The following is a 19,791-nucleotide window of genomic DNA, read 5'->3' as shown; positions in this document are numbered from 1 at the left end:
GTGACATCACCACTATTTCTTCGGAATACGAGATGTCTGCATTATTCGCGGAGTATATCCTTTAGAAAAATACACATCACTTTCTGACGATTCGTCATACACCCATTTGCACCAATTTTTTATCAACCATTCTACGCTTATGCTGCAATCATCATATAAGCACTCTCGAGGTAGATTTAGGAACGTTATACCGGACTTATATCCGGTAGTTACGATAAGTGAAAAACCGCTACTGCTGTCGTAATTCTCGCATATCATAAAGTCGACTACGGATTCATAGGGATATTTAGCTGGAAGTCTAAAGACGCCGCCGCGCACCACATATGGTATCCTGAGTTCTGTGAGTCTTGTAAATTTATTCATTATCTTACCTTGAGATCATGACCGCCGGTTTTATCCATTTTTCCTTTGGGATTCAAATTAAAATCAAACTCTCCTAGATGTCTTCCTCTATTTGGATCTATTTTTTCGAATCTCCCGTGCCTCGTATCTACAGAATACAACTCTCCCTTAGGCGTCTGGTATACATCTCTATTATTTATTTTAGATATATTAGTATTTTTCTTCCATCCATTGCTTTGAGCAATTTTGGCCGCCTGTGTTCTCACGAGGCCAACGCGCTCGTTAGAAGCCAAACCAGATAGACTAGCCTCGAATTCTTTAGCGTCGAAAGACGACGCGATTTCCTTGGTGACATTTTTAGCTCCCAGTGCCGCTGCGACTGCAGCAGCTGCGGCAGCCTTTTTTAGATTACCATTCGGATCTTCATCAGGATTGGGCAGTTTTTGTAATTCTGGCTGCGCCTCTGGTGTAGATGTCTTTGACGTATCTCCTTTCTGCTCGGCATTGACCGTCGTATTACCCGAAACCTCCGCCGGAGAGCGGAGATAAACGTAATATTTGTACCCACCATAAACCGTGACTGCAATCGCAGCACCAGCCAAGACCTCTGGGGTCGCAACGGCAGCAACCACCGGGCCTGCAACCGCTATAGCGCCCTTCGCAACAATAGGCGCCGCCTTTACAACTGCCTCACGCCCCGCCTCTACTGCAAACTCGAGTTCCGAGGCCACAGCTTCTCCGATGTGACCCCCGAGATTATATTGCTCGATGCTTGAGGCCTGTGACGCACCGTTGAGCGCATTGATGCCCGTGCTGCCAGTTCCCGCCCCTCCGATCATACCCCCTAACGCGCCAGCGCCGGAACCAATCAGGTTTTCCATCGCCGAGGCGAGCATGACCGCATCGTCAATATTGCCATTACTATGAGCCAGAGCCCATCGGGATACACCCGCCAATGCTGCCGACGTTGCCAGTCCACCCGCTGCGGTCCCTGCTGCAGCTGCGCCGATATTACCCCCTGAGACAGCGGCCACGGCTGTATTCGCCGCTGTCTCAAGCGCGATACGACCGTAGCTGTTCGCGATCCCTTTCTCGCCAAACCCTGCGACGCCAGCCTTTTCCAATTGATCGGCCACAAGCCCGCCGATCTCACCAGCCAACTGGCTACCTAGCCGCTGGGCCTGTAGCTGATTACTTAGCTTTTTCGCATCGAAGGCGTTTTCCAGTGCTGCATTGGCCTTTGAGACATCCGTGATGTAATGGCCCGTGATACTCCCTGCATTGACCGTGACATTACCGCTGATGGCAGACTGGCTCTCGCTCGTCTCGTCATGCGTGCGGCCCCCGCCCATCATGCCCGACGCGCCCGAGGCGAGATTCGTCCCCACAGCACCCAGAATGCCCATCGTGCTGCCCAGCATGTCCGTGCCGAGGCTCATCGACATGCCTGTCTGCGTCGCCTTCCATTGCGACACATTCGTCACGCTGTTCGCAACAAGGCTGCCCGTGTTGAAGTGGTTCTTCGCCGCATCCGCCTTGCTGTCGATCACACCCGCCGTCAGGCTGGTCTGACCCGCCACATCCACGCCGATGCCGTTCTCACCCGCATAGAGTCCTGAGAGGGTCGAGCCCGTCGTGGCAAAATGATCGGTGACTGTCTGGTTAAGTCCACTGCCACCAATACCGGTCTTGTAGCCAAGGCTCAGTTGGCCACCGCTCTGGCTCGCTGTGCTGCGATAATCGGACGTATTCTGCGGGCTCGTGATGTTCAGGCTGCCCGCAGCCAGATCCAGGCGCGGGGCCGTGACCGTCGCCCCGTTCAGCGTCACACTGCCCGGGCTTGCAATCGTCACACTCTGCGCGCCATTGACCGTCGTGTTCACAGCCGTCGCACTGTCGGAAACGACATGCTGCGTCTGCTTGCCAAACGACGCACTCAGGCTGGCGCTATACCCACCAACACCCACACCAATATCGAGACCGACTGAAGTCGATTTCGACTTCATGTCGCTTTCGCTATGGGTCGTATCCCAGCCCGCCTGCAGCGTGATGTCCTTGCTGGCAGCAAGAACCACATCCTTGCCAGACAGACTGGACGCCGTCGCACTCAAAGAGCCGTTCTGCGCATCCGCAACGTTGTCGCCTCGCGCCACGACAGAAAGCGTATTGCCGGCGTTGAGCGTCGTGCCCACAGCCTGGGTCTGCGTCTGGGTGCTCGACTGATGCAGCGACGACGAGCCAATGGATTGGCGTACGCCCACAATATTACCCGCAACTGCATCGCCCCCTTTTATGATCGAGGTGGCAATAATCGCCGCGCCCTGCATCGCATTCAGCGCAGCAAGCGTTCCGCTGCCGCTACCTGACGTCTGGCTTGCAGCAAGCCCCGTATTGACCACCTGCCCGACAATGGATGTTGGAGACAATCCGATACTGGCGCCAATGCTTTTCTCCTTATGCGCCATGCTCTGGGTCTGGCTGTTCTCCTTGGCCAGCAACGAGACGGACGAGCCCGAGAGCGTCAGGTCGTTCGCAGCGGACAGGGCTGAACCATCGATCGTGAGCGCCTTGCCCGCATTGAGCGCAACACTGCCGCCCAGCGAGGCCAGTACCGACGGGGTCCAGACCGTGCTCGAAGACGATGATCTGTCGTCGCGCATGCCATAGCCCAGCGTCCCCTGCGCGCCCTGGCTGCTCAGCGAGATCCCTGCCACGTGATGCGACGCACTCGCCTCGCTCTGCGTCTTCGTGGCCTCGAGCGTCAGAGTGCCGCCCGCCGAGAGCGTGACATCGCCCTGCGCGCCGATCAGACCCTTGAGGCTCATATCCCCGCCCGACAGACCCGTCAGCGTGCCGCCAGACGTCACGTTCGAGCCGCGCTCGATCGACAGGCTCCCCGTGTCGGTAAAGCGGCTATGCGTCAGGAAGCCCGACTTGCTGCCGGAAATGTCATGGCTCGTGCTGTCGGTGACAGACCCGAGATCGAGCGATTTCGCCGCAGACAGCACCATATTGCCCGTGCTGTCGATCGTCGCACCCGCCGATTTCAGATCGCCCCCAAGGGCCGCCAGAACCGCATTGCCGCCCGCACTGATGGAAGACGTATAATTCTGCGTCTGGCTGAACGCGCTGCTGACATTGGCGCCCTTCACCGCCGTGGCCTGACGCACCGTCGCAGCCCCAAGCGTCAGGCTGTTGCCCGCCAGCATCGACAGATCGCCACCCGAACTCAGGCGACCGCCATTGAAGGTGATGTCATTGCTGGCCGAGAGTGACGCCGCACCACTCGCCGTGATCGTGCCGACCGAGCCAAGCTGGCCCTGATTGCCGCCATTGACCAGATAATCGTTCAGTGTCGCGCTGTTGATGATCGAGCCGTTCTGCGCCACCAGGCTCACCGAGCCGCCAGCCAGCGTGCCCGTATTGGTGATGTCGCCGTTACGCGCCAGAATGCTCAGGCTGTTGCTGCCCGAAATCGTCCCGCTATTCGTGACGCTCGAGCCCGCAAGCGACACGTCTTTCGCCGCAATCGTGCCACCGCTCAGTGCCACATTGCCCGGGGCCAGATAGAGCTTCGGCGCCAGTACCGTCGCACCATTCACCTGCACCGGCACATACCAGACGATGTTCTGGGTCAGAGACGCCTTTTGCTCATCACTCAGCGCCTGACCGAAGGTCAGACCAAGGCGCTGCGCCTGATCACCGGCATTCGTGACCAGTTGCTGCATCTGCGACGACGCATTGACGAATGTCCCGCCAAGGAAGGTCTGGCCCGTCGCCGAAACAATCTGCTGCTGCACATATTGCTGGTCGAAATAGGAGTCACCCAGGAACGTGTAATCCGACGGTGACTTGCCCAGACGATCCACAAGATATTGCGAGCCGTGAAACGCCGTCAGGCTGGTATAGGCCGGGTTCGTCTCGACCAGATAATGCGCCTGGGGCGACGGGTTAGGCACATAGAGCGCAGTGCCCGCCGGAATGGAGGTAATCACCTGCATGACCGACGGATCGGCGCTGTTCAGAAAGCCGGGAAGCCGCAAATTCTGCGCTGCATCCGCTGCCGTCTGGACGCCTTCCTGCGGTAGAACGCCCCCGCCCGCCAGTGACGGGCCCGACCCACCTGAGGCGGGCCGATGACCGGAAAGCCCACCCCCCTCCTGGCCCGGCTGCAGGCCACCAGGAGTGAGTGTGCCACCATTCGGCATCCCGTTTCCGCCTTGGGCGAATGCGCCCGCATCGAACGCCCCAAGGCCTTCGTGTCCTGCCTGTGCCGCAGCCTGCTGCCCGGCACCCGTTACGAACCCGCCAGTGAGACCGCTGCCCGAAACACCGCTCTGGGCGCCAACCCCGCCGGACATGCCCAGATCGATATTCCCTGTCGGACGATCCGTACCGGGCAGAGTCAGGGCACCACCGCCTACCGCCTGACCATTCATGCCAGGCGCCGTCACATCGCCCGGCATATTGCCCTGGTAGTGCGATGCTGCGGCAAGCTGCTCGGATGTCGCGTGCTGGATGATGGTACTGTTATTGATCTCCCCGGCGAAATCACCGATCAGACTATTGGCGGCCACGATCGTGCCAGACAGCCCGTTCGAACGGCTGCTCCCCCAGATCTGGCTCGGCCAGGGCCAGCCACCGCCGGATCCGATCTGCCACCCACCGGGAAACCAGGGATTGGCAGCGTCTTCAGGGGGCATGTACCAACGGCAGGAATTTCCGTTATAGCAGGTCAGCGTATAGGTGACGCTGGTATCGTAACCGACATTGTTCAACGAGCCGCCCTTGAGCGTCATGTCGTTGCCTGCTGCCAGATGGCTGGCATCGTTGGTGATCGCACCGCTGGTCGTCACCACCAGATCGTGCCCGGCCGAGATGACAGACGGCGCGTTGGACGCGGTGGCGAGTGACCCCACCCCTGTCACTACGACCTTGGAGGCGTCCTTGCCGCCATAAAGCGCGACAAGCACGTAGCCTGAACCGGGTTTTCCATCTGCTGTCAGCAGGCCAGCGGGGGTCTGCACAGCCAGAATCTTCTGGCCCCAGTAATACTGGCCGGTATTGCCGATATTCGAGGGCGTCGGCGGATTGGCCAGAGCCTGATCATAGGTCTGGCTGTAAACGACCTGTCCCTGCTGATAGGTAACACCGCCAATGATATCATTGGTGAGGGAGCGCGCGCTGATAACGACATCGCCCTGGGCACTCCCGGTCAGGATCTGACCGGAGCTGTTCGTGACATCCCCGGCCAACTGACCGGATCTGCCCCCAATCGTCAGGTCCCCTGCGTCGGACAGGATCGCGCCCTGGCGGTTGAGCAGATTCCCGTCCAGCGCAATCTGCACGCCTTGAGTGCCGCTGATCAGCCCGGTGTTGGTCACGCTGCCCGGCGTCGAGAGAGACAGCATGCCCCCCGCAATAAGAGCCCCGTTATTCTCGATTTCCGGGGCTGTGGCTGTGAGCCCGCCACCGGCAATGACACCCGCCCCGGCAGCGATATGCCAGCCGGAATCCAGAGCAAGGCGCGCGTCACCCCCGGCAGAAAACAAGAATCCCCCGACATCCTGCGCCGTCGAAAAGGCCAGATTACGCGTGGCCTGAACCGTGCTGGCTCCCGCAATTGCACTGGTATAGAGCGTCAGATCGCGCCCCGCCTGAAGCGTTCCGCCAGTGAGATCAAACTGTCGCATGCGCGCGCCCTGCCCGGCCGTGAGGACGAGGTCGCCCTCTTGCGTCAGGATCGTGCCCTGAGCGCTCTCGACCTGCTGTGCGGCAACGGAAAGATCCAACCCTGCCTGCAGACGCCCCCCATTGTTGAGGAGGTCGTCAAGCGCATGGCCTGCCGCATCTCTGGCCACGGATAGCGAGCCGCCCACGGCAAGAACCTGACCCGCATCGTTCGACAAACGGCCGGTCTGAAGCGTGATGTCGTGTCCCGCCTGCACCAGGCCATTATCATTCGCGACGGTTCCGGCCGAGATACGCACCGACCCGTCAGTGCCAATAATGCGTCCGCCTTGATCATTGCGCAGGGCAGAGGCTGTTAGCGACAATAGGCCCTGACCAGAGCCAATTTGCCCGGCATGATTATCGGCATTGGCAGTAGTCACTGTGACATCCGCCAGACCGTAGATCAGGCCGCTATTGGTCAGATCTCCTGGCAGGGCGAGCGAAAGAGACCCGCCTGAGAGCATCAGATTACTGTTGGACAGGTGCAGAGCGTTCAGCGTCATCTGGTCGCCGTGCGCTGTCACCTCGCCAGCGTTATCAAGCCCGCCTTGCAGGGTGAGCGCGGCGTTGCCATTGGCAACGATCCCCGCTTGGGCGGCATTTTCCAGCGAGCCGGCATGGATGGAGAGAAGCCCCCCCGAGGACTCGGTCTGGATCAGGCCCTGATTTGTCAGGGCGCCCTCGCTTGTGAGCGCAAGATTACCCTGAGTGCTGGCAATGATGCCGCTCTGATTATTGCTGAGGCTCCCCGCACGCAGCACCATGTCGCCAACCGAGGCGATCTTGCCCGCGCTTGAAAAGCCGTTTGAAACTGTCAGTCCCATGGCTTGACCGCTGGTGACCTGACTGCCTTCTCCGCCCTGATAGGAACCAGTGGTCAGGGTGAGCGCGCCCGTTGCCTGGATGGCCCCGTTCGTGTTCGTGACACTGCCGGTGCCCATCCCGTGCAGCGTGAGAGCACCGGCTTGAGCCAGTATCTGGCCATTGTCATTGGCGAGGTCGGCAAAGCCGATGGAGATTGGGCCGTTCCCCTGGATAATCCCCTGTGTGTTGGTTACGAGACCAGGCGCATTATCAGTTCCGACAGAGACACCTGCCGACTTCGACAGAGCAAGCCCGAGCGTATTATCGAGCTGTGCCGCGACGAGCGCCACAGAGCCGTCTGCCTGAAGAACACCGCTCCTGTTGTCTATGACGGCACCGGTCAGGGTGAGCGCGCCACCCTGGGCAATGATCCGCCCCGACTCATTGGAGAATTGTGCGGCATCAAGCGCGATATCACCGTTCGCTGTTCCGATCTGCCCGCCAGTGTTATCAAACTGACCAGCCATGCGCGCCACGACGCCTGCGTCAGCGTAAACCACGCCCGTATTCGTCGCACTGTCCCCGACGATAAGCTGGGTCTTGGCAGCACTTCCGAGAAAGCCTGAATTCGCGACATCTTGTGCGTTGAGTGTCAGCGCGCCCTGACGCGAGACAAACGTGCCTGTGTTGCCCAAACTTCCCGTTATCGACGTGCCGATATCGCGCTGCGCGGCAATTGTGCCACTATTCTGCAGGCTGCTTGCCTCAAGCTGCAGGGTGCCGAGATCGCCCGAGGCCTGAATGGCGCCCGCATTGGTGACGGTCTGGGCCGTAAGCGCGAGAGTCTGGCCTTTTGCAGAGATGACAGCAGGCGAGTCAGCGCTTTGACCGGTCAGATTGGTGATACTCTGGGCAGTTAGAGTGAGGTTCCCACCGGCATCGATATGACCCGCATTGACGACGTCACCACTCAGGAGCAGCCCCATATCGCCGCTGGAAGTCAGCATCGAGGCGATGGAACCGGTATAGGCGCCCGCGCCAAGGCTCAGATTTCCGGCACTCTGAATGATCCCGCCCGTGTTATCGAGCGCGCCATCACGTGAGAGCGCGATATCCATCGCGCCTGCGGTGGTCAGGATCGTGCCATTGCCGTTTGTCAGGGAATTTGCTTTGATCGACAGCGATGAGGATGCCTGCAGGGTGGAGGCGTCATTCACGATCGCTGTGCTTGGCACGCCCTGTCGGCCAGCAATATCGAGTACGCCGTCGCGGGTCAGGATCTGCCCGCCTGCCCGATTGATCAAGCGGGCAGTTTCAATGCTCTGGCCCGTCTGGCCCTGCAGGATACCGCCCTCATTGATGAGGCTATCCGTTTGTATCGAGAGATCCCTGCGCGTCGAGAGGATTGTTCCACCCGTATTGGTAAATGTGCCTGTTGTAATCGACACAGTTCCCGTATCTGCACCGATCTGCCCCGCGTCATGGTTTTCGAGCCCGTCTGCCGTCAGGGTGACGCCTTGAGTACCGTATAACGTGCCCGAATTATCCGCCGAAGTCGCGAACTGCAGCGACAGAAGGGACGATGCTGCCATGGTCCCGCTGTTTTGCAGCGATGACGCAGCAAGGCCTAGACTGCCCCCCAGAGCACTGAGCTTGCCCGAATTCACAAGCGTATCGCTGGCCGAGACGGAAACGTCTCCATTGCCCAGAACACTTCCGGCATTGAACAGGCCTGCCGTGACAATCCTGAGTGTTTTTCCGGCAGCCGAACTCTGGATGATCCCGCTATTGGACAGCGCGTCTGCGGTTTGCGCGGTCGTTCTGAGCGTCAGATCGCCATCTTTGGCGGCAATCAGCCCTCTGGCGGCATTGTTCAGCCGCGCGACGGTCAGGGTAAGAGCGGTTCCGCTGGAAATGAGGCCCAAGTTATCGAGAGCGCCAGATACGGTGAGCGCCACACCGTCATTGCCGAGAAGGGAGCTTCCGGAATCCGACTCGTAGCGCTGGGCCGCGAGCGTGAGTGAACCAGTTGCTCCGATCGTGCCCCCCTGGTTGAGCACGTTAACGAGCGCGCTGCTCCCGTTGGCAATATCCAGATCTGATCCCAGAGAGAGCACAGTCCCACCGTCGCGGTTATCCAGCGCGCTTATGGTGGCCGCGACCCTCTCCTGCCCCTGTATCGTGCCAGCCCGGTTATCGACATCTCCGGAGATCAGCGAGACGCCCCCGTTCGGAGCGATGATTTTCCCCTGGACGTTGAGGAGCGCTGCTGAAGTGATTGTCAGAGAGCCTGTGCCGTTGCCGATCTGACCACCGCTGTTATCAAGCATCCCTCCCACCCGGAGGATCGTGCCGCTCGCACCGTAAAGTGTGCCGCTGTTCCGCAGGGTGTTGCGTGATGAGAGGGTGAGCACTCCGTCTTGCGCGCCGATCTCTCCTGAAGACGAAAAATCATCGAAAGAGAGAGTCAGATCTCCTCGACCTGCCAGAAGCGAGCCTGTCATCGCGACACTACCGACCGCGTCGATATCCAGCCCGTCAGCAGACTGAATCAGACCTGCTCCGGTCAGAGCCGACGAGCGAACGTGCACCACCCCCGCATTCAGTGTGCCGATCTGGCCGTCATTATTCAGGCCCGCCCCATGGGCGACAAGATCGAGATCGCCGTTGGATGCGATGATGCGCCCGTGAGAGCCGTTATCGAGCCCAGTTCCGGCCTCGAGTGTCATGGCATCTGACGATTGCACCAAACCCTGGTTTTGTATGCTTCCGGATGCCTTCAGCGAGAGTCCGGAATCCGAAGCCAGGGAGGCATCTTGCGCGGATTGATACTGCGCCAGTTCGGCGTTCAGGGGACCTGAAGCGTAGATAACGCCCGCCCCGCTATTTGTCAGAGCCTGCCCTGTGAGTGACAGGGGGCCATTCTTGGCTGAGATCGTCCCATCAGTATTGTCGATGTCGCCCGATGCCGTCAGACCCAGTGCATCTGATGTGGCAATGACCCTGCCCCGGTTATTGGCAACAGAACCTGCCACGACGGACACCGCACCACTCTCCGCGCCGATCTGGCCGTCGCTATTATCAAGCGCGCCACCCGCCCTGATCGTCGTCCCTGTTGCGCCATAGAGCGTGCCGCTGTTACGTATCCTGTCCTGAACGGACACAATCAACGAGCCGGTCTGGGCGCCGATCTGACCGGTTGAGGACAGAGTCCCAGCAGTCAGCGACAGATCACCCTTGCCTGCCAGCAGTGACCCATCCACCGATGCCGATCGGTCGAGATTCAAGCTCAGGCTATCGACAGACTGTACGAGACCAGACCCGGCATAGCTCTGCCCCGCGAGGGTGACAGCGCCGTTAGTCAGGGTACCGAGCTGTCCGTTATTCGTCAGGCCGGTGCCCTGTGCCGTGACGGACAGGCCGCCAGTAGTTGCGACAATCTGCCCATGGGTATCATTGACCATTCCCCCCTGTGCACCAAGCGTCATGCCCTGCACCGACAGGATCTGGCCGTCATTCTGCACAGCACCTGATGCCATCAATTCCAGCGTCGCATCCGATGCCAGGGAGGCTCCCTGCGTCGCGGAATACTGTGTCAACTCGGCTTTAAGGGGGCCAAAGGCATAAATCACTCCTCCCCCGGTATTGGTCAGAGCCTGCCCTGCCAGAGACAGCGCGGCGCCAGTGGACGAGACCGTGCCCGCGCTATTGTCGATATTACCCGCCGCGGTGAGCAAAAGGGCACCCGATGACGCGATGATGTTACCCCGGTTATTCGCGATAGACCCTGCGTTGATGGAAAGCGCGCCCGTTCCTGCGCCTATCTGGCCATCGGAATTGTCGAGCGCGCCGGATGTCCCGATGCTCGCTCCTGAAGCTGCATAAAGCGTGCCGCTATTGCGCAGCGTCGACTGCACCAAGAGGGACAAGGCGCCGGATTCTGCCTGAATGGTGCCCGTATTCGTCAGAGACTGCAGAGCCGCACCCGAGAGGCTACTGGCCTGAATAGTGCCGGAGTTGACAAGAGCTGGGCCATTGTCGAAAGACAAATCCTGTCCGGCAATAATGGTTCCAGCATTATCGAGCTGCGTCGCCGTGATCCGCATGGCGTCACGGGCAGTTATACGCACCGTAGCATCATTGCCGATCGTATTGGCCCCGATCGAGAGGGCACCTCCCTGCGCGGCGACTTCACCACCGCTTTGAGTCAGTCTTCCGCCTGCCCTGAGCGTGATCAAACCATTCTGCGAGGCGATTTGTCCGTTATTAGCCATATCACCTGCACTTTGCAGGGTGACTGGTCCCTCCGCAGCGAAAACGCCGCCAGCCTCATTGACGAGGGATTGCCCGGATGCGGCGAGCCCGCCGTTACTCGCAGCGATCGTGCCACTGTTGCGCGCGTCGTTACGCGCGGCAATGTGGATACCGCCATTGCCCGCAGATTTGAGGGAACCCGTGTTATGCACGCTTCCGGCAGAGAGAGCGACTTCTTGTCCGGCCTGAATCTGCCCGGATTGAGTGAGCGTCCCCGAGGATGTGAGCTGCGTTGAGGCTCCTGACTGTATGGATCCCGCCTGCTGCGTGTCCTGCCCCACAATCTCGATCCGGCCAGTCGCGCTCAGCGTCCCGTTCAGGACCAATTGCCCGTCAGCCGTCAGTGTCATGTCACCAGCATTGGCGGCCATAGTCCCGTTGACACGAACACCCGCTCCGGCCTCATTGACGAGCATTGAGATCTGCCCGGCATAGAGACCGCCCAATGCCGAGCTGTCGATCGCAAAGGCGGGGGCAGCGCTGCCATCCCGATTCAGCGCCTGTACCTGTCCGGTTTCATAATCGACCCTGTTCTGCCCAACGACGAGGCGTGCATTCTGGGCATTGACCGGAGCATTGAATGTGACACGTCGACTCAGGATATCGAGAACGGGAACCGCCGTGAAATTGCCCCCCTGTCCTTCGAACGCGACATAGCCATCCTGCACCCTGAGAGCAGAAAGCTTGCCTGTTGTATCGATTTCGGAATGACCTGTGGCGAGCGTCACCCGGCTCGTGTTGATGAAACCGCACCCGTTACACGTGATGCCGTTTGGATTGGCCACCACAACATTGGCGCTCTGGCCCGCAACCTCGGTAGCGCCCAGCATCTGACTAGCGTGCGGACCGGTTACCTCATTGAGGATGACTTTTGCGCCCGTCCCATTGAGATTGGCATTGCCGTAAACATACCCCCCCAGCTGAGTCTGGGTCGCCTTGGTCGCGTTATTGAGGATTAGGCCCTTCTGTTCGACTCCGTATTCCGTGAACATGTTATGCGACAGACCTGCCCCATTGGGTGTCGCAATATTGAGTTGTTGAACACCGTTGGATGTTCGGTCCAGATTGGGCGCCGGAGCACCAGGCATTGAATGATTATCAATGACAATCGACGGCGCGGCCTGTTGGGCACTCGCTATGGCCGGTAACAGTGCGAGGTCCGCTGAGAGAAAGACAGCAAGGATCTTGCGAAGATATCTCATGGGGTGGTCGTTCATCAGAAGCGCACTCCGGCCTGAAATGCGGCAATCCAGCCCTCGTCAGGGAGCGGGCCATGGGCAATCGCATGTGTCGCAGAGGCCCCCCAGAACACGGGCCCGGATACTTTGCGCAGTCCAAAGCCCGCCCCGGCAATAGATCCCCCCCGTAGCGCTGGCGGCAAGTTGTCTGCGCGATATCCGAGCTTGACGAACCCGCCATCGATGATCCCGTAGAATTCAGTGCCGTCGACGAACAGGCGACAAAGAGTCCGATACATCCCACAGCGCTCGTGAAGATCGAGGGGGGCGAGGCGGTACGAGATATCGTCACGCACATAAAAGCCCTTATTGCCCACGAGCATCTGACTCAGGAAACCGCGCACGGTGTAGGGGCCGCCAAGCTGCAGTTGTTCGGTCGCAAACTGGTTGCGCGAACTGAATTCACCGTGGAACGACACATGCCACGACAATCCGAGTGGCAGAGGCTCGTAACCATCGATATCGAGGGCGGGCTTGACGTATCTCGTATGGGGCTCGCTCTCGATCGGATGCGCAAAACTTGTTCGGGTCCCTGCGCCATCTGTCCCGAAGCGCACACCGAGCGTTAGGTACCAAAGCCCGCCCAGGGCTTTGAGTGATTCACTGGCTTGCGTGACAACGGACGCCTGGCGCGCGCTCTGCGTTTTCAGCCGGACATGATCGAGGGTTGAGTTGAATGATTTCAGTTCATAAAGTGCCTGTAGGGTGGTCACCCCGATACTGTTGCGCGCGACAACGCGTGAGACGCCAAAGCGGAAATCCCGCCGGCGACCGCCCAGCCGGTAGTCCTCGCCCAGAGTCTTCAGATGATAGACATCATCAGACATCCAGAATCCGCTGAAGACAGACCATTTTCCGTAGGGAACCGAGCCATCGGCCGAAAAATACTGGGTGCCACGGTGTCCGGCAGATCCCACCAAGGAGTGGTCATACTCAACCGACCACATATCCAGCAGACCGAGCGCGTCCTGAGCCGTCAGCAGCGCATGGCCCGTTTCATGCCCCGTCTGGTACTGTCCGTTATTATCTGCCCATATCTGCCCGTGCACGACGCCAGGGTTCATCTGTTGCACCACGACTGACGAACTACCGGGCTTGTCACCAGGCACGATCTGCATTTTCGCCGACCAATTGGGCATACGGTTCATCTGGTCCAGCCCCTGCTCGAGGTCGCGCAGGTTCAGCAGATGATCTCGCAGACCAGGGAATCCCATGAGTTCGTGATGTCGCGCAGAGATACCGGCGAAACGGATTGACGAGAGCGTGCCCTCGATCACGACAATGCGCAGGTGTCCAGACTGCAGGGATTGCTCTGGCAAATACGCTCGTGACGTTACATTGCCCTGCTGCACATAGGCCCGGTTGATATCGTCCAGCGCATGATTGAAGTCGCTGACACCGAGACAGCGCCCGGTGTAACGCTGCTCGACACCGCGTTTTGCCGCATCGCCGAGATGGGGAGCATCCTCGATGGACACCGCCCATACACGGACACAGCTATTCCCGCCCTTCATGGGAGCGGGATTGTTGAAGTGCGTATCGCTATCGGGTGGAGGCAACATGTCGAGCTGAAGCTGGCGCTGCCTGAAACGCTGGAACTGGTCCTGTGATGAACCGGGGCCGGCTGGCATCACAGCCGGTGGGTTGGTCCGCATGGGCACCTGAGCTTGTGCCGTGACACAGCAGAAGAGAGACAGACCACCCGTCAGGGCAAAGCGGGTAACGCGCGACGCAAACATGAAAACAGGCCTGATTTAGATACGCTGGAAAATGACGTCAGTGCGATGAAGGCCGAGCCATCAGTTGCTCGGTGGCGGCCATCGCATTGTCGAGGCCATCAAGCGCAAAATTGATCGTCAGCACGCCGTCGAGGAGTTTGTTGATCTGCATGTGTCCCTGCTTGCCATGTCGCAGGGCGCGGGCCTGCAGATCGGTCAGCTCGAGCACGGAAAGGCAGCCCGTCGGGATGCAGCTCTGCCAGGCAAGCGTCAGGGGAGCGCTGGTGTCTGTCACCAGCCGAGCGGGGGTGACCAGCGACAAACCCAAAGGCGTCATGAGTGTCAGACGCCATGGCCGGCTGGAAATCGGCATCTTGATGGCATCCGGCGTTGCTTTCGCCAGAATGATCCCGCCGATTGGCACGTCTTTCTTATCGGGCTCCTGCTTGAACAGGCGCTGTTCAACCGTGCAAATATTCGGCGCCGCATTCATAGAACCGGCGGGATAGATACAACGATACGTCCAGTTACCCACCGATCCAGAGACAGTCGCAGGAGACGCAGCCGGCGTGTTTGCGGCCGGCGCCTTTTCCGTGGCGGCAAAACTTGGAACCGTGATAAGTGTGCTGGAGATAGCGGAAAGGAGAAAAAGACGCGCAATACTGCGTTTCATAGTAGATACACCTGCAACATTCCTGTTGCGAGGCGCCTTACGCCTTTTCCATTATAAATTCAGTATTAAAATGGACGTCGCTATCAAAACTGATTGATCATTAACGGTATTATCGGAATTTGATACTTTGTGACGATATCATTAATGTCAAAATTAACTAGATAGAAAGCCCATCTTATTGATCCGCCAGATCCCCCGAAGGATGAGCCGATTGCGATCCGAATCTTTGCCCGCTTCCTGAGAGACGAGACAAACCGAGATTCTGGCGGCTCCCGCAAAGGGTCATCCATAAACTCTGATTCTGAGCCACTCGGGGGAGGGCAAACAGGCGCGGCACCGATGTCAGCCTCCGGAGGCCGTCACGGTATCTCGTGGTCTTTCGGAGCATCGTTTAAAGTGGGTGGCCACTGAAGTATTCCTGTCCTGGGCCTCGTCAACCAGGAGGAGACGCCCCCTTACCAACGGGTCTGGAAGGGATGAACAATGAGGTAAACATCGCTATGCGGGGCGATCACACTCTTGCAACGCGAGGATTCCATTCGCTCAAGCCCTCTTGCTCGTCCGGACATCCCGCACGAGATGCCAAGCGTTGCTCGCGATCAGAAGCGCGATATGGGGAGCGTCAACCTCACACGCTTCTCGATCTGCACGCGATCAGCCGCAACTTGACCACGGGCAAGATCGGGCCTTCAGGGCGAGAGAGTTGCGCGCCTTGGAATTTGCGGCCCCGGACAAACAATTATGATAATAAAGGGCCTCGGCCCCAAAGCGCATCTGAGCCGTTGTGGTATCAAGTCGTTCGGGAACAGGAGCGTCGAGCCAGCGCGCGAAATCCCGAATGAATGCTGCCGCTTCGACAGGTTGGTCGTCCACGATATTGTAAATGCCCGTCGGGGCTGACAGCGCGGCCAATGTGGCGTCTGCCGCGTCCTCCACATGGATAAAGGAGAAAACCGCAGTCCCATCGCCACAGATCGGGTTGTTGCCCGATCGGACACAGTCACTGAGCGGACCATCCCTCCAATACCAGGTTCCCGGGCCGTAAAAGAAGCCGTAGCGTAACGCTGAGCCAGCCACGACAGCAGAGGACAACACCCTGGCTTCAAGCTCGGCGTACATCCTGGCGCTTTGTCCGATATGTCCGGGCGCCTCGATCCGCAAGCGTGAGTGCTCGGTCGCGAGGCCTCCCTCCCCATCCAGATAGAAACCGGAAGATTGCTGAAGATAGCGCTGGACGCCGAATGCCTCTGCCGCTGCCAGGAGATTAGCACCTCCTTCCAGGCGAAGCTGTCGATCGAACGGCAACCGTGCGGGCAAATCCGCGGGGTCAGCGGGTAGCGAGGTAAGCTGATCGATCACGACGTCCGGCCTTACGCGATCGATCGCCGAAAACAGACTGTCTCGATCAAGGGCGCCGCTCGCGCCCGCAACAAATATACGCATCGACTCATCCTCTCACGGCTTGGCAGGCATGACGAAAGGAGAGGCTTGGTCTTTTACGAAAAAGGCCAGAAACTTTGCCGGTTCGGACTTGCTGGCATTGCGCCCGACAAGGTGCACATCTTGTGGACCTTCGAAGAAGGTTTGCCCTTTATTCAGGGTCACCGCTTTCTGGCCCTTGACCTGCATGACCACGGAGCCCTCGAGCACATAGACGAACACTGAGGCGTTGTGACGATGAATTGGGTCGCTTCCGCCCGGCGGATAGTCCACTACGAGCATAGCGCCCTCCTTGCCCGGGACCCCTTGGAGTTCATGTGTCAGCAGCGGCGTCACCGCCGTTTCGGCTCGTGCGTAATTCGTACTGACGAGTAACAGCGCCGTGGCGGCGCCCAGTAGCTTCATCATTTGTATCGTCCTCGCTCTGGTTATCGTTTGGCGCTCTTTTTCTTGCGGACCGCTCCGTCCTTGCGCGTTTTCACGCGTGTCCCGAACCATGATTCGGCGTCCGCCCGGAATTTCGGCGGAGCTTTTTCCCGAACCAAGCCGGCCAGATCAGCCAAAGTCGTTTCTGCAAGCTCCTGCCTCATGGCGTGCTCGGCACGAAGCATGGCCGCATGAATTCCACAAACTCCATGAGTAGCCCATGTCGGTGCGGCATCGGAAAACAGGGCACAGCGCGCCCGGATTTCCCTACAGTTGAAAAGGCTTTTCCTTCCCTCGATTGCATCCACGACCGAGAGAATACTGATCTCCTGCGCAGGCCTGGCCAGCGTATATCCGCCCCTCAGCCCTTCAGAGGCGTGCAAGATGCCCGCCTTTTCAAGCTTGGGAAGCAGCTTTGCCATGAAGGCCCCCGGTATCTTCTGAAGATCAGCAAGATCAAGGCTGCTGACAGGTTCAGTGTGTTCAACGAGCCAGATCAGGCTGTGAAGAACGTATTCGGTGCTTGCGCCATAAAGTGCCATAACGCGGACAATATGAGTCTGCGTTCTGATTCGCAAGTGCGGTGTGTGAGAACTCGCGAGTATGTCGGCAGGGCGCGTTTGGCGGAGCAAGCGTCACTTCAGAGAGGCATTGCGCCACTAAGCATATGAGGCATGTGACAGGGGCATCGCACTGGGCATCGCACTGGGCAATCCTCGCATCAACGCGTTATTCATGTTCTGCGAACCGACCACGGTTCAACCTGCCCCGGAACAAGCTTTTCTGCCCGCCGCGTTGCAGCTCTCGGCAAATGGAATCTAAGCGGGAAGCAGGGAGCCGTCAGACGCATTTCATGCCCTAGGTATCGAAGGTGACGCAAAGCCTGCCCGCGCAAGTCGCGCTACCTGAACAGGCCAACCCTAGGAGGTCAGGCACGCTTTCGGTATCGAGGCCCGCCTTGCGCCGTCAACGCCGCAACCAGGGTGCCGGCTCAAGGAAGGCGGGCCCGCGAGTTCCTCCCTGTTGGGGGCAGCTCCACGCGTGCGGCAGAAATCGCTCAATCCTGCGACGAGAGGAGCGCCTCATCAAGGGCGCGAGCGCGTATGGCCGCAGTGCGCGATGTCAGCCGATGAAGATATTCCCCATTTTCGGATGCTAGCGTCATGCAGCCGAATTTCGCGCCCCACTGAATTGGGGAGCCGGGATAATCATCCGCCCCACTAAAAGAATTCCCTGTAATATAGTCCCTCCCATCACTGAGAATGCCGCGAAGCGTATCGATGACAGATTGAAGCAAGCCATAGCCAGAGCGTCCCCGTGCTTGGGGACTGTCTGGAACATGCAGGCCCAGCGACGAAAAACATCCATCGATGGTACGCTGTGCTCTCAACAGTCCCCGGAGCGGGAGAAAGCCGACGTTCGGGAAATGTTGACGCGAGATAGGCGCGGCAGGCAGCGACCTCGGTAAAAATCGCCTCACCATGCTCGGGCACAGGAACCTCGCCCATGGGATTGGTGGCGAGATAGTCTGCTGATTTCATTTGCGGCCCGAACGCCAACACTCCGGTCTCTTAGGGTTGTCCCGTTTCTTCGAGCATCCAGCGCACGATCCGCCCTCGTTGAAGGGGGGTGTAGAAAATGATCCGAGATATGGAAGCCTCCCTCCCTGATATCTCCAAGGCGCGCCTCGGGCAGAATGATATCCTGTCCTCCGCGGCTATGACCGGATGGAGCGCTTAGCCTGCCATCAACGCCCAGAGAACCAGCAGCAAGCCGATCAGAGAGCACATGAAAACGAGCGTGCGTATGACCGGAATACCCGCAGCATAGAGCGGCAGATAGGCAATGCGCGCGCCAAGATAGATAAATCCGCCCCACATGGTCTTCCAGCCTTCATGACCTGCCAGAAGGGCGCCCAGCATCGCCGCAACAAAAAGCGGCAGGGTCTCGAAGAGATTGGCCTGGGCGCGGGCCAGGCGCGCAGGAAGCGGCTGCAACGCGGGCATCTCCGCATCGCGTGCGCCCGTGTTCCATTTTGTCCCGTATTGCCGTGTCTTTGCAGCGCCTGCCCAGAGGATATTGACCAGCGCCAGTATAATCACGCCAGCGATTATATCGTATTCCGGATGGACCATGGGGCCTCTCGATGATGGTGTGGATGAACTGTGAGGGCGCAACAGATGCTGACACCGTCCGCACGCGCGGTCATTACGTTTGATCACAGACGATGTTCCAGCCCCTGAGAAAGCTTGTCCCGAACACCGGGCTTAGGGAGTGACACGTGCAGAAGATCGAAAGGGAAGTGGTTCGCGGGTTTCCGGAAGTCTCGCGTCGGGCGACCGCATTCACGGATAACCTTCCGGGGAGCTCTGTCGTCACCAACGTCTCGATGGCTGGGCAATCGTCGTTCGGCGCCGCGCTCCGAACGCCAAATGAACGACCTGCTCGACCCCACGTGCCGGTCCGGGCCACGGCCTTGCTTGATTGCGTTGGTCCCGTTGCTCTTGAGATGCGTCCTGACTTTTCTCATCAACCATGGGAAGGCTTCCAACGAGTTGGCATCCGGTCACGGCACGTGCTGTATAAGGCCCATCTCTGTCTGAAGGGCCAGATTATCCTCCAGATGCCAGTTATCCGTGATCCGTCCCCTGGTTACCCTCAGCAGATCGGTTGCGATGAAATGGATCGTCTGGCCCCGTCCAAGATGCCCCCCCATCGAGCCGGTAAAATGACCGTCAAAATGCATGTGTACAGTGACATAGGGTCCCGACAAGACCATCCGTGTCACGGTCACCTGAAGATCTGGAATCGCCTTCAGGAACTCCCGGGCGGCAAGGGCCGGACCCTCTGGGCCGGCAACGCGGCCCGGCGGCGGCGTATGATCAACGAAGCCTGGCGCGATAGCCCGTCTCAAAAGAGACCGGTCTCCAGTATTCCAGAAATCATAAAATGCGCGTGCCGCCTCAAGCGTTTCCCGCGCGTCTTCGGGTTGCTGCGGCGCTGGAAGCACGATCCCTGTGATGATTGCCGGAGTGCCGACAGGTGCAGCACGCGCGTAGGCAGGAAGCGCCGACAGTGTGAGGGCGAAGAGGATTTTACGCAT

At 59.1% G+C, this 19,791-nt stretch carries 9 protein-coding genes; all 9 read right to left on the bottom strand.

Annotated elements, in window-relative coordinates; translation table 11 throughout:
• Positions 1 to 12: 12 nt before the first annotated feature.
• On the bottom strand, positions 13 to 363 hold the full coding sequence (gene imm45, locus WFJ47_RS16560) for an Imm45 family immunity protein (protein ID WP_408868654.1): 351 nt from the start codon (positions 361 to 363) through the stop codon (positions 13 to 15).
• Complete coding sequence (locus WFJ47_RS12470; RefSeq protein WP_336763393.1) at positions 363 to 12,395, bottom strand: hemagglutinin repeat-containing protein; 12,033 nt, start codon at positions 12,393 to 12,395, stop codon at positions 363 to 365. Before WFJ47_RS12470 ends, imm45 begins: the two co-directional genes overlap by 1 nt.
• A 14-nt stretch (positions 12,396 to 12,409) precedes the next feature.
• Positions 12,410 to 14,170 (bottom strand): ShlB/FhaC/HecB family hemolysin secretion/activation protein, encoded by a 1,761-nt coding sequence (locus WFJ47_RS12465; protein WP_336763391.1) that lies wholly within the window; start codon positions 14,168 to 14,170, stop codon positions 12,410 to 12,412.
• Positions 14,171 to 14,207: 37 nt separating this feature from the next.
• The gene (locus tag WFJ47_RS12460) at positions 14,208 to 14,822 is read right to left on the bottom strand and encodes an invasion associated locus B family protein (protein WP_336763390.1); all 615 of its coding nucleotides are present in this window, start codon (positions 14,820 to 14,822) and stop codon (positions 14,208 to 14,210) included.
• 654 nt (positions 14,823 to 15,476) lie between these two features.
• A complete protein-coding gene (locus WFJ47_RS12455) occupies positions 15,477 to 16,265 on the bottom strand; it encodes an NAD-dependent epimerase/dehydratase family protein (protein WP_336763388.1) in 789 nt (262 codons plus the stop codon).
• A gap of 12 nt (positions 16,266 to 16,277) precedes the next feature.
• Complete coding sequence (locus WFJ47_RS12450; protein ID WP_127102143.1) at positions 16,278 to 16,670, bottom strand: cupin domain-containing protein; 393 nt, start codon at positions 16,668 to 16,670, stop codon at positions 16,278 to 16,280.
• Between the two features lie 20 nt (positions 16,671 to 16,690).
• Entirely contained in the window at positions 16,691 to 17,230 is a 540-nt protein-coding gene (locus WFJ47_RS12445; protein WP_336763387.1) for an Rrf2 family transcriptional regulator, read from the bottom strand.
• A gap of 1,194 nt (positions 17,231 to 18,424) precedes the next feature.
• The gene (locus tag WFJ47_RS12440; RefSeq protein WP_336763386.1) at positions 18,425 to 18,823 is read right to left on the bottom strand and encodes an MAPEG family protein; all 399 of its coding nucleotides are present in this window, start codon (positions 18,821 to 18,823) and stop codon (positions 18,425 to 18,427) included.
• A gap of 431 nt (positions 18,824 to 19,254) precedes the next feature.
• Positions 19,255 to 19,791: an ester cyclase gene (locus tag WFJ47_RS12435; protein WP_336763385.1), complete on the bottom strand. Its 537-nt coding sequence runs from the start codon at positions 19,789 to 19,791 to the stop codon at positions 19,255 to 19,257.

Source organism: Asaia sp. VD9 (assembly GCF_037150015.1).
Classification (GTDB): Bacteria; Pseudomonadota; Alphaproteobacteria; order Acetobacterales; family Acetobacteraceae; genus Asaia.
This window is presented reverse-complemented; position numbering and strand designations above follow the sequence as displayed.

What these genes read in the sequence shown, in the direction of transcription:
- imm45 (WP_408868654.1), bottom strand. Translation starts at nt 363, where the DNA reads ATGAATAAATTTACAAGACTCACAGAACTCAGGATACCATATGTGGTG.
- WFJ47_RS12470 (WP_336763393.1), bottom strand. Translation starts at nt 12,395, where the DNA reads ATGAGATATCTTCGCAAGATCCTTGCTGTCTTTCTCTCAGCGGACCTC.
- WFJ47_RS12465 (WP_336763391.1), bottom strand. Translation starts at nt 14,170, where the DNA reads ATGTTTGCGTCGCGCGTTACCCGCTTTGCCCTGACGGGTGGTCTGTCT.
- WFJ47_RS12460 (WP_336763390.1), bottom strand. Translation starts at nt 14,822, where the DNA reads ATGAAACGCAGTATTGCGCGTCTTTTTCTCCTTTCCGCTATCTCCAGC.
- WFJ47_RS12455 (WP_336763388.1), bottom strand. Translation starts at nt 16,265, where the DNA reads ATGCGTATATTTGTTGCGGGCGCGAGCGGCGCCCTTGATCGAGACAGT.
- WFJ47_RS12450 (WP_127102143.1), bottom strand. Translation starts at nt 16,670, where the DNA reads ATGATGAAGCTACTGGGCGCCGCCACGGCGCTGTTACTCGTCAGTACG.
- WFJ47_RS12445 (WP_336763387.1), bottom strand. Translation starts at nt 17,230, where the DNA reads ATGGCACTTTATGGCGCAAGCACCGAATACGTTCTTCACAGCCTGATC.
- WFJ47_RS12440 (WP_336763386.1), bottom strand. Translation starts at nt 18,823, where the DNA reads ATGGTCCATCCGGAATACGATATAATCGCTGGCGTGATTATACTGGCG.
- WFJ47_RS12435 (WP_336763385.1), bottom strand. Translation starts at nt 19,791, where the DNA reads ATGCGTAAAATCCTCTTCGCCCTCACACTGTCGGCGCTTCCTGCCTAC.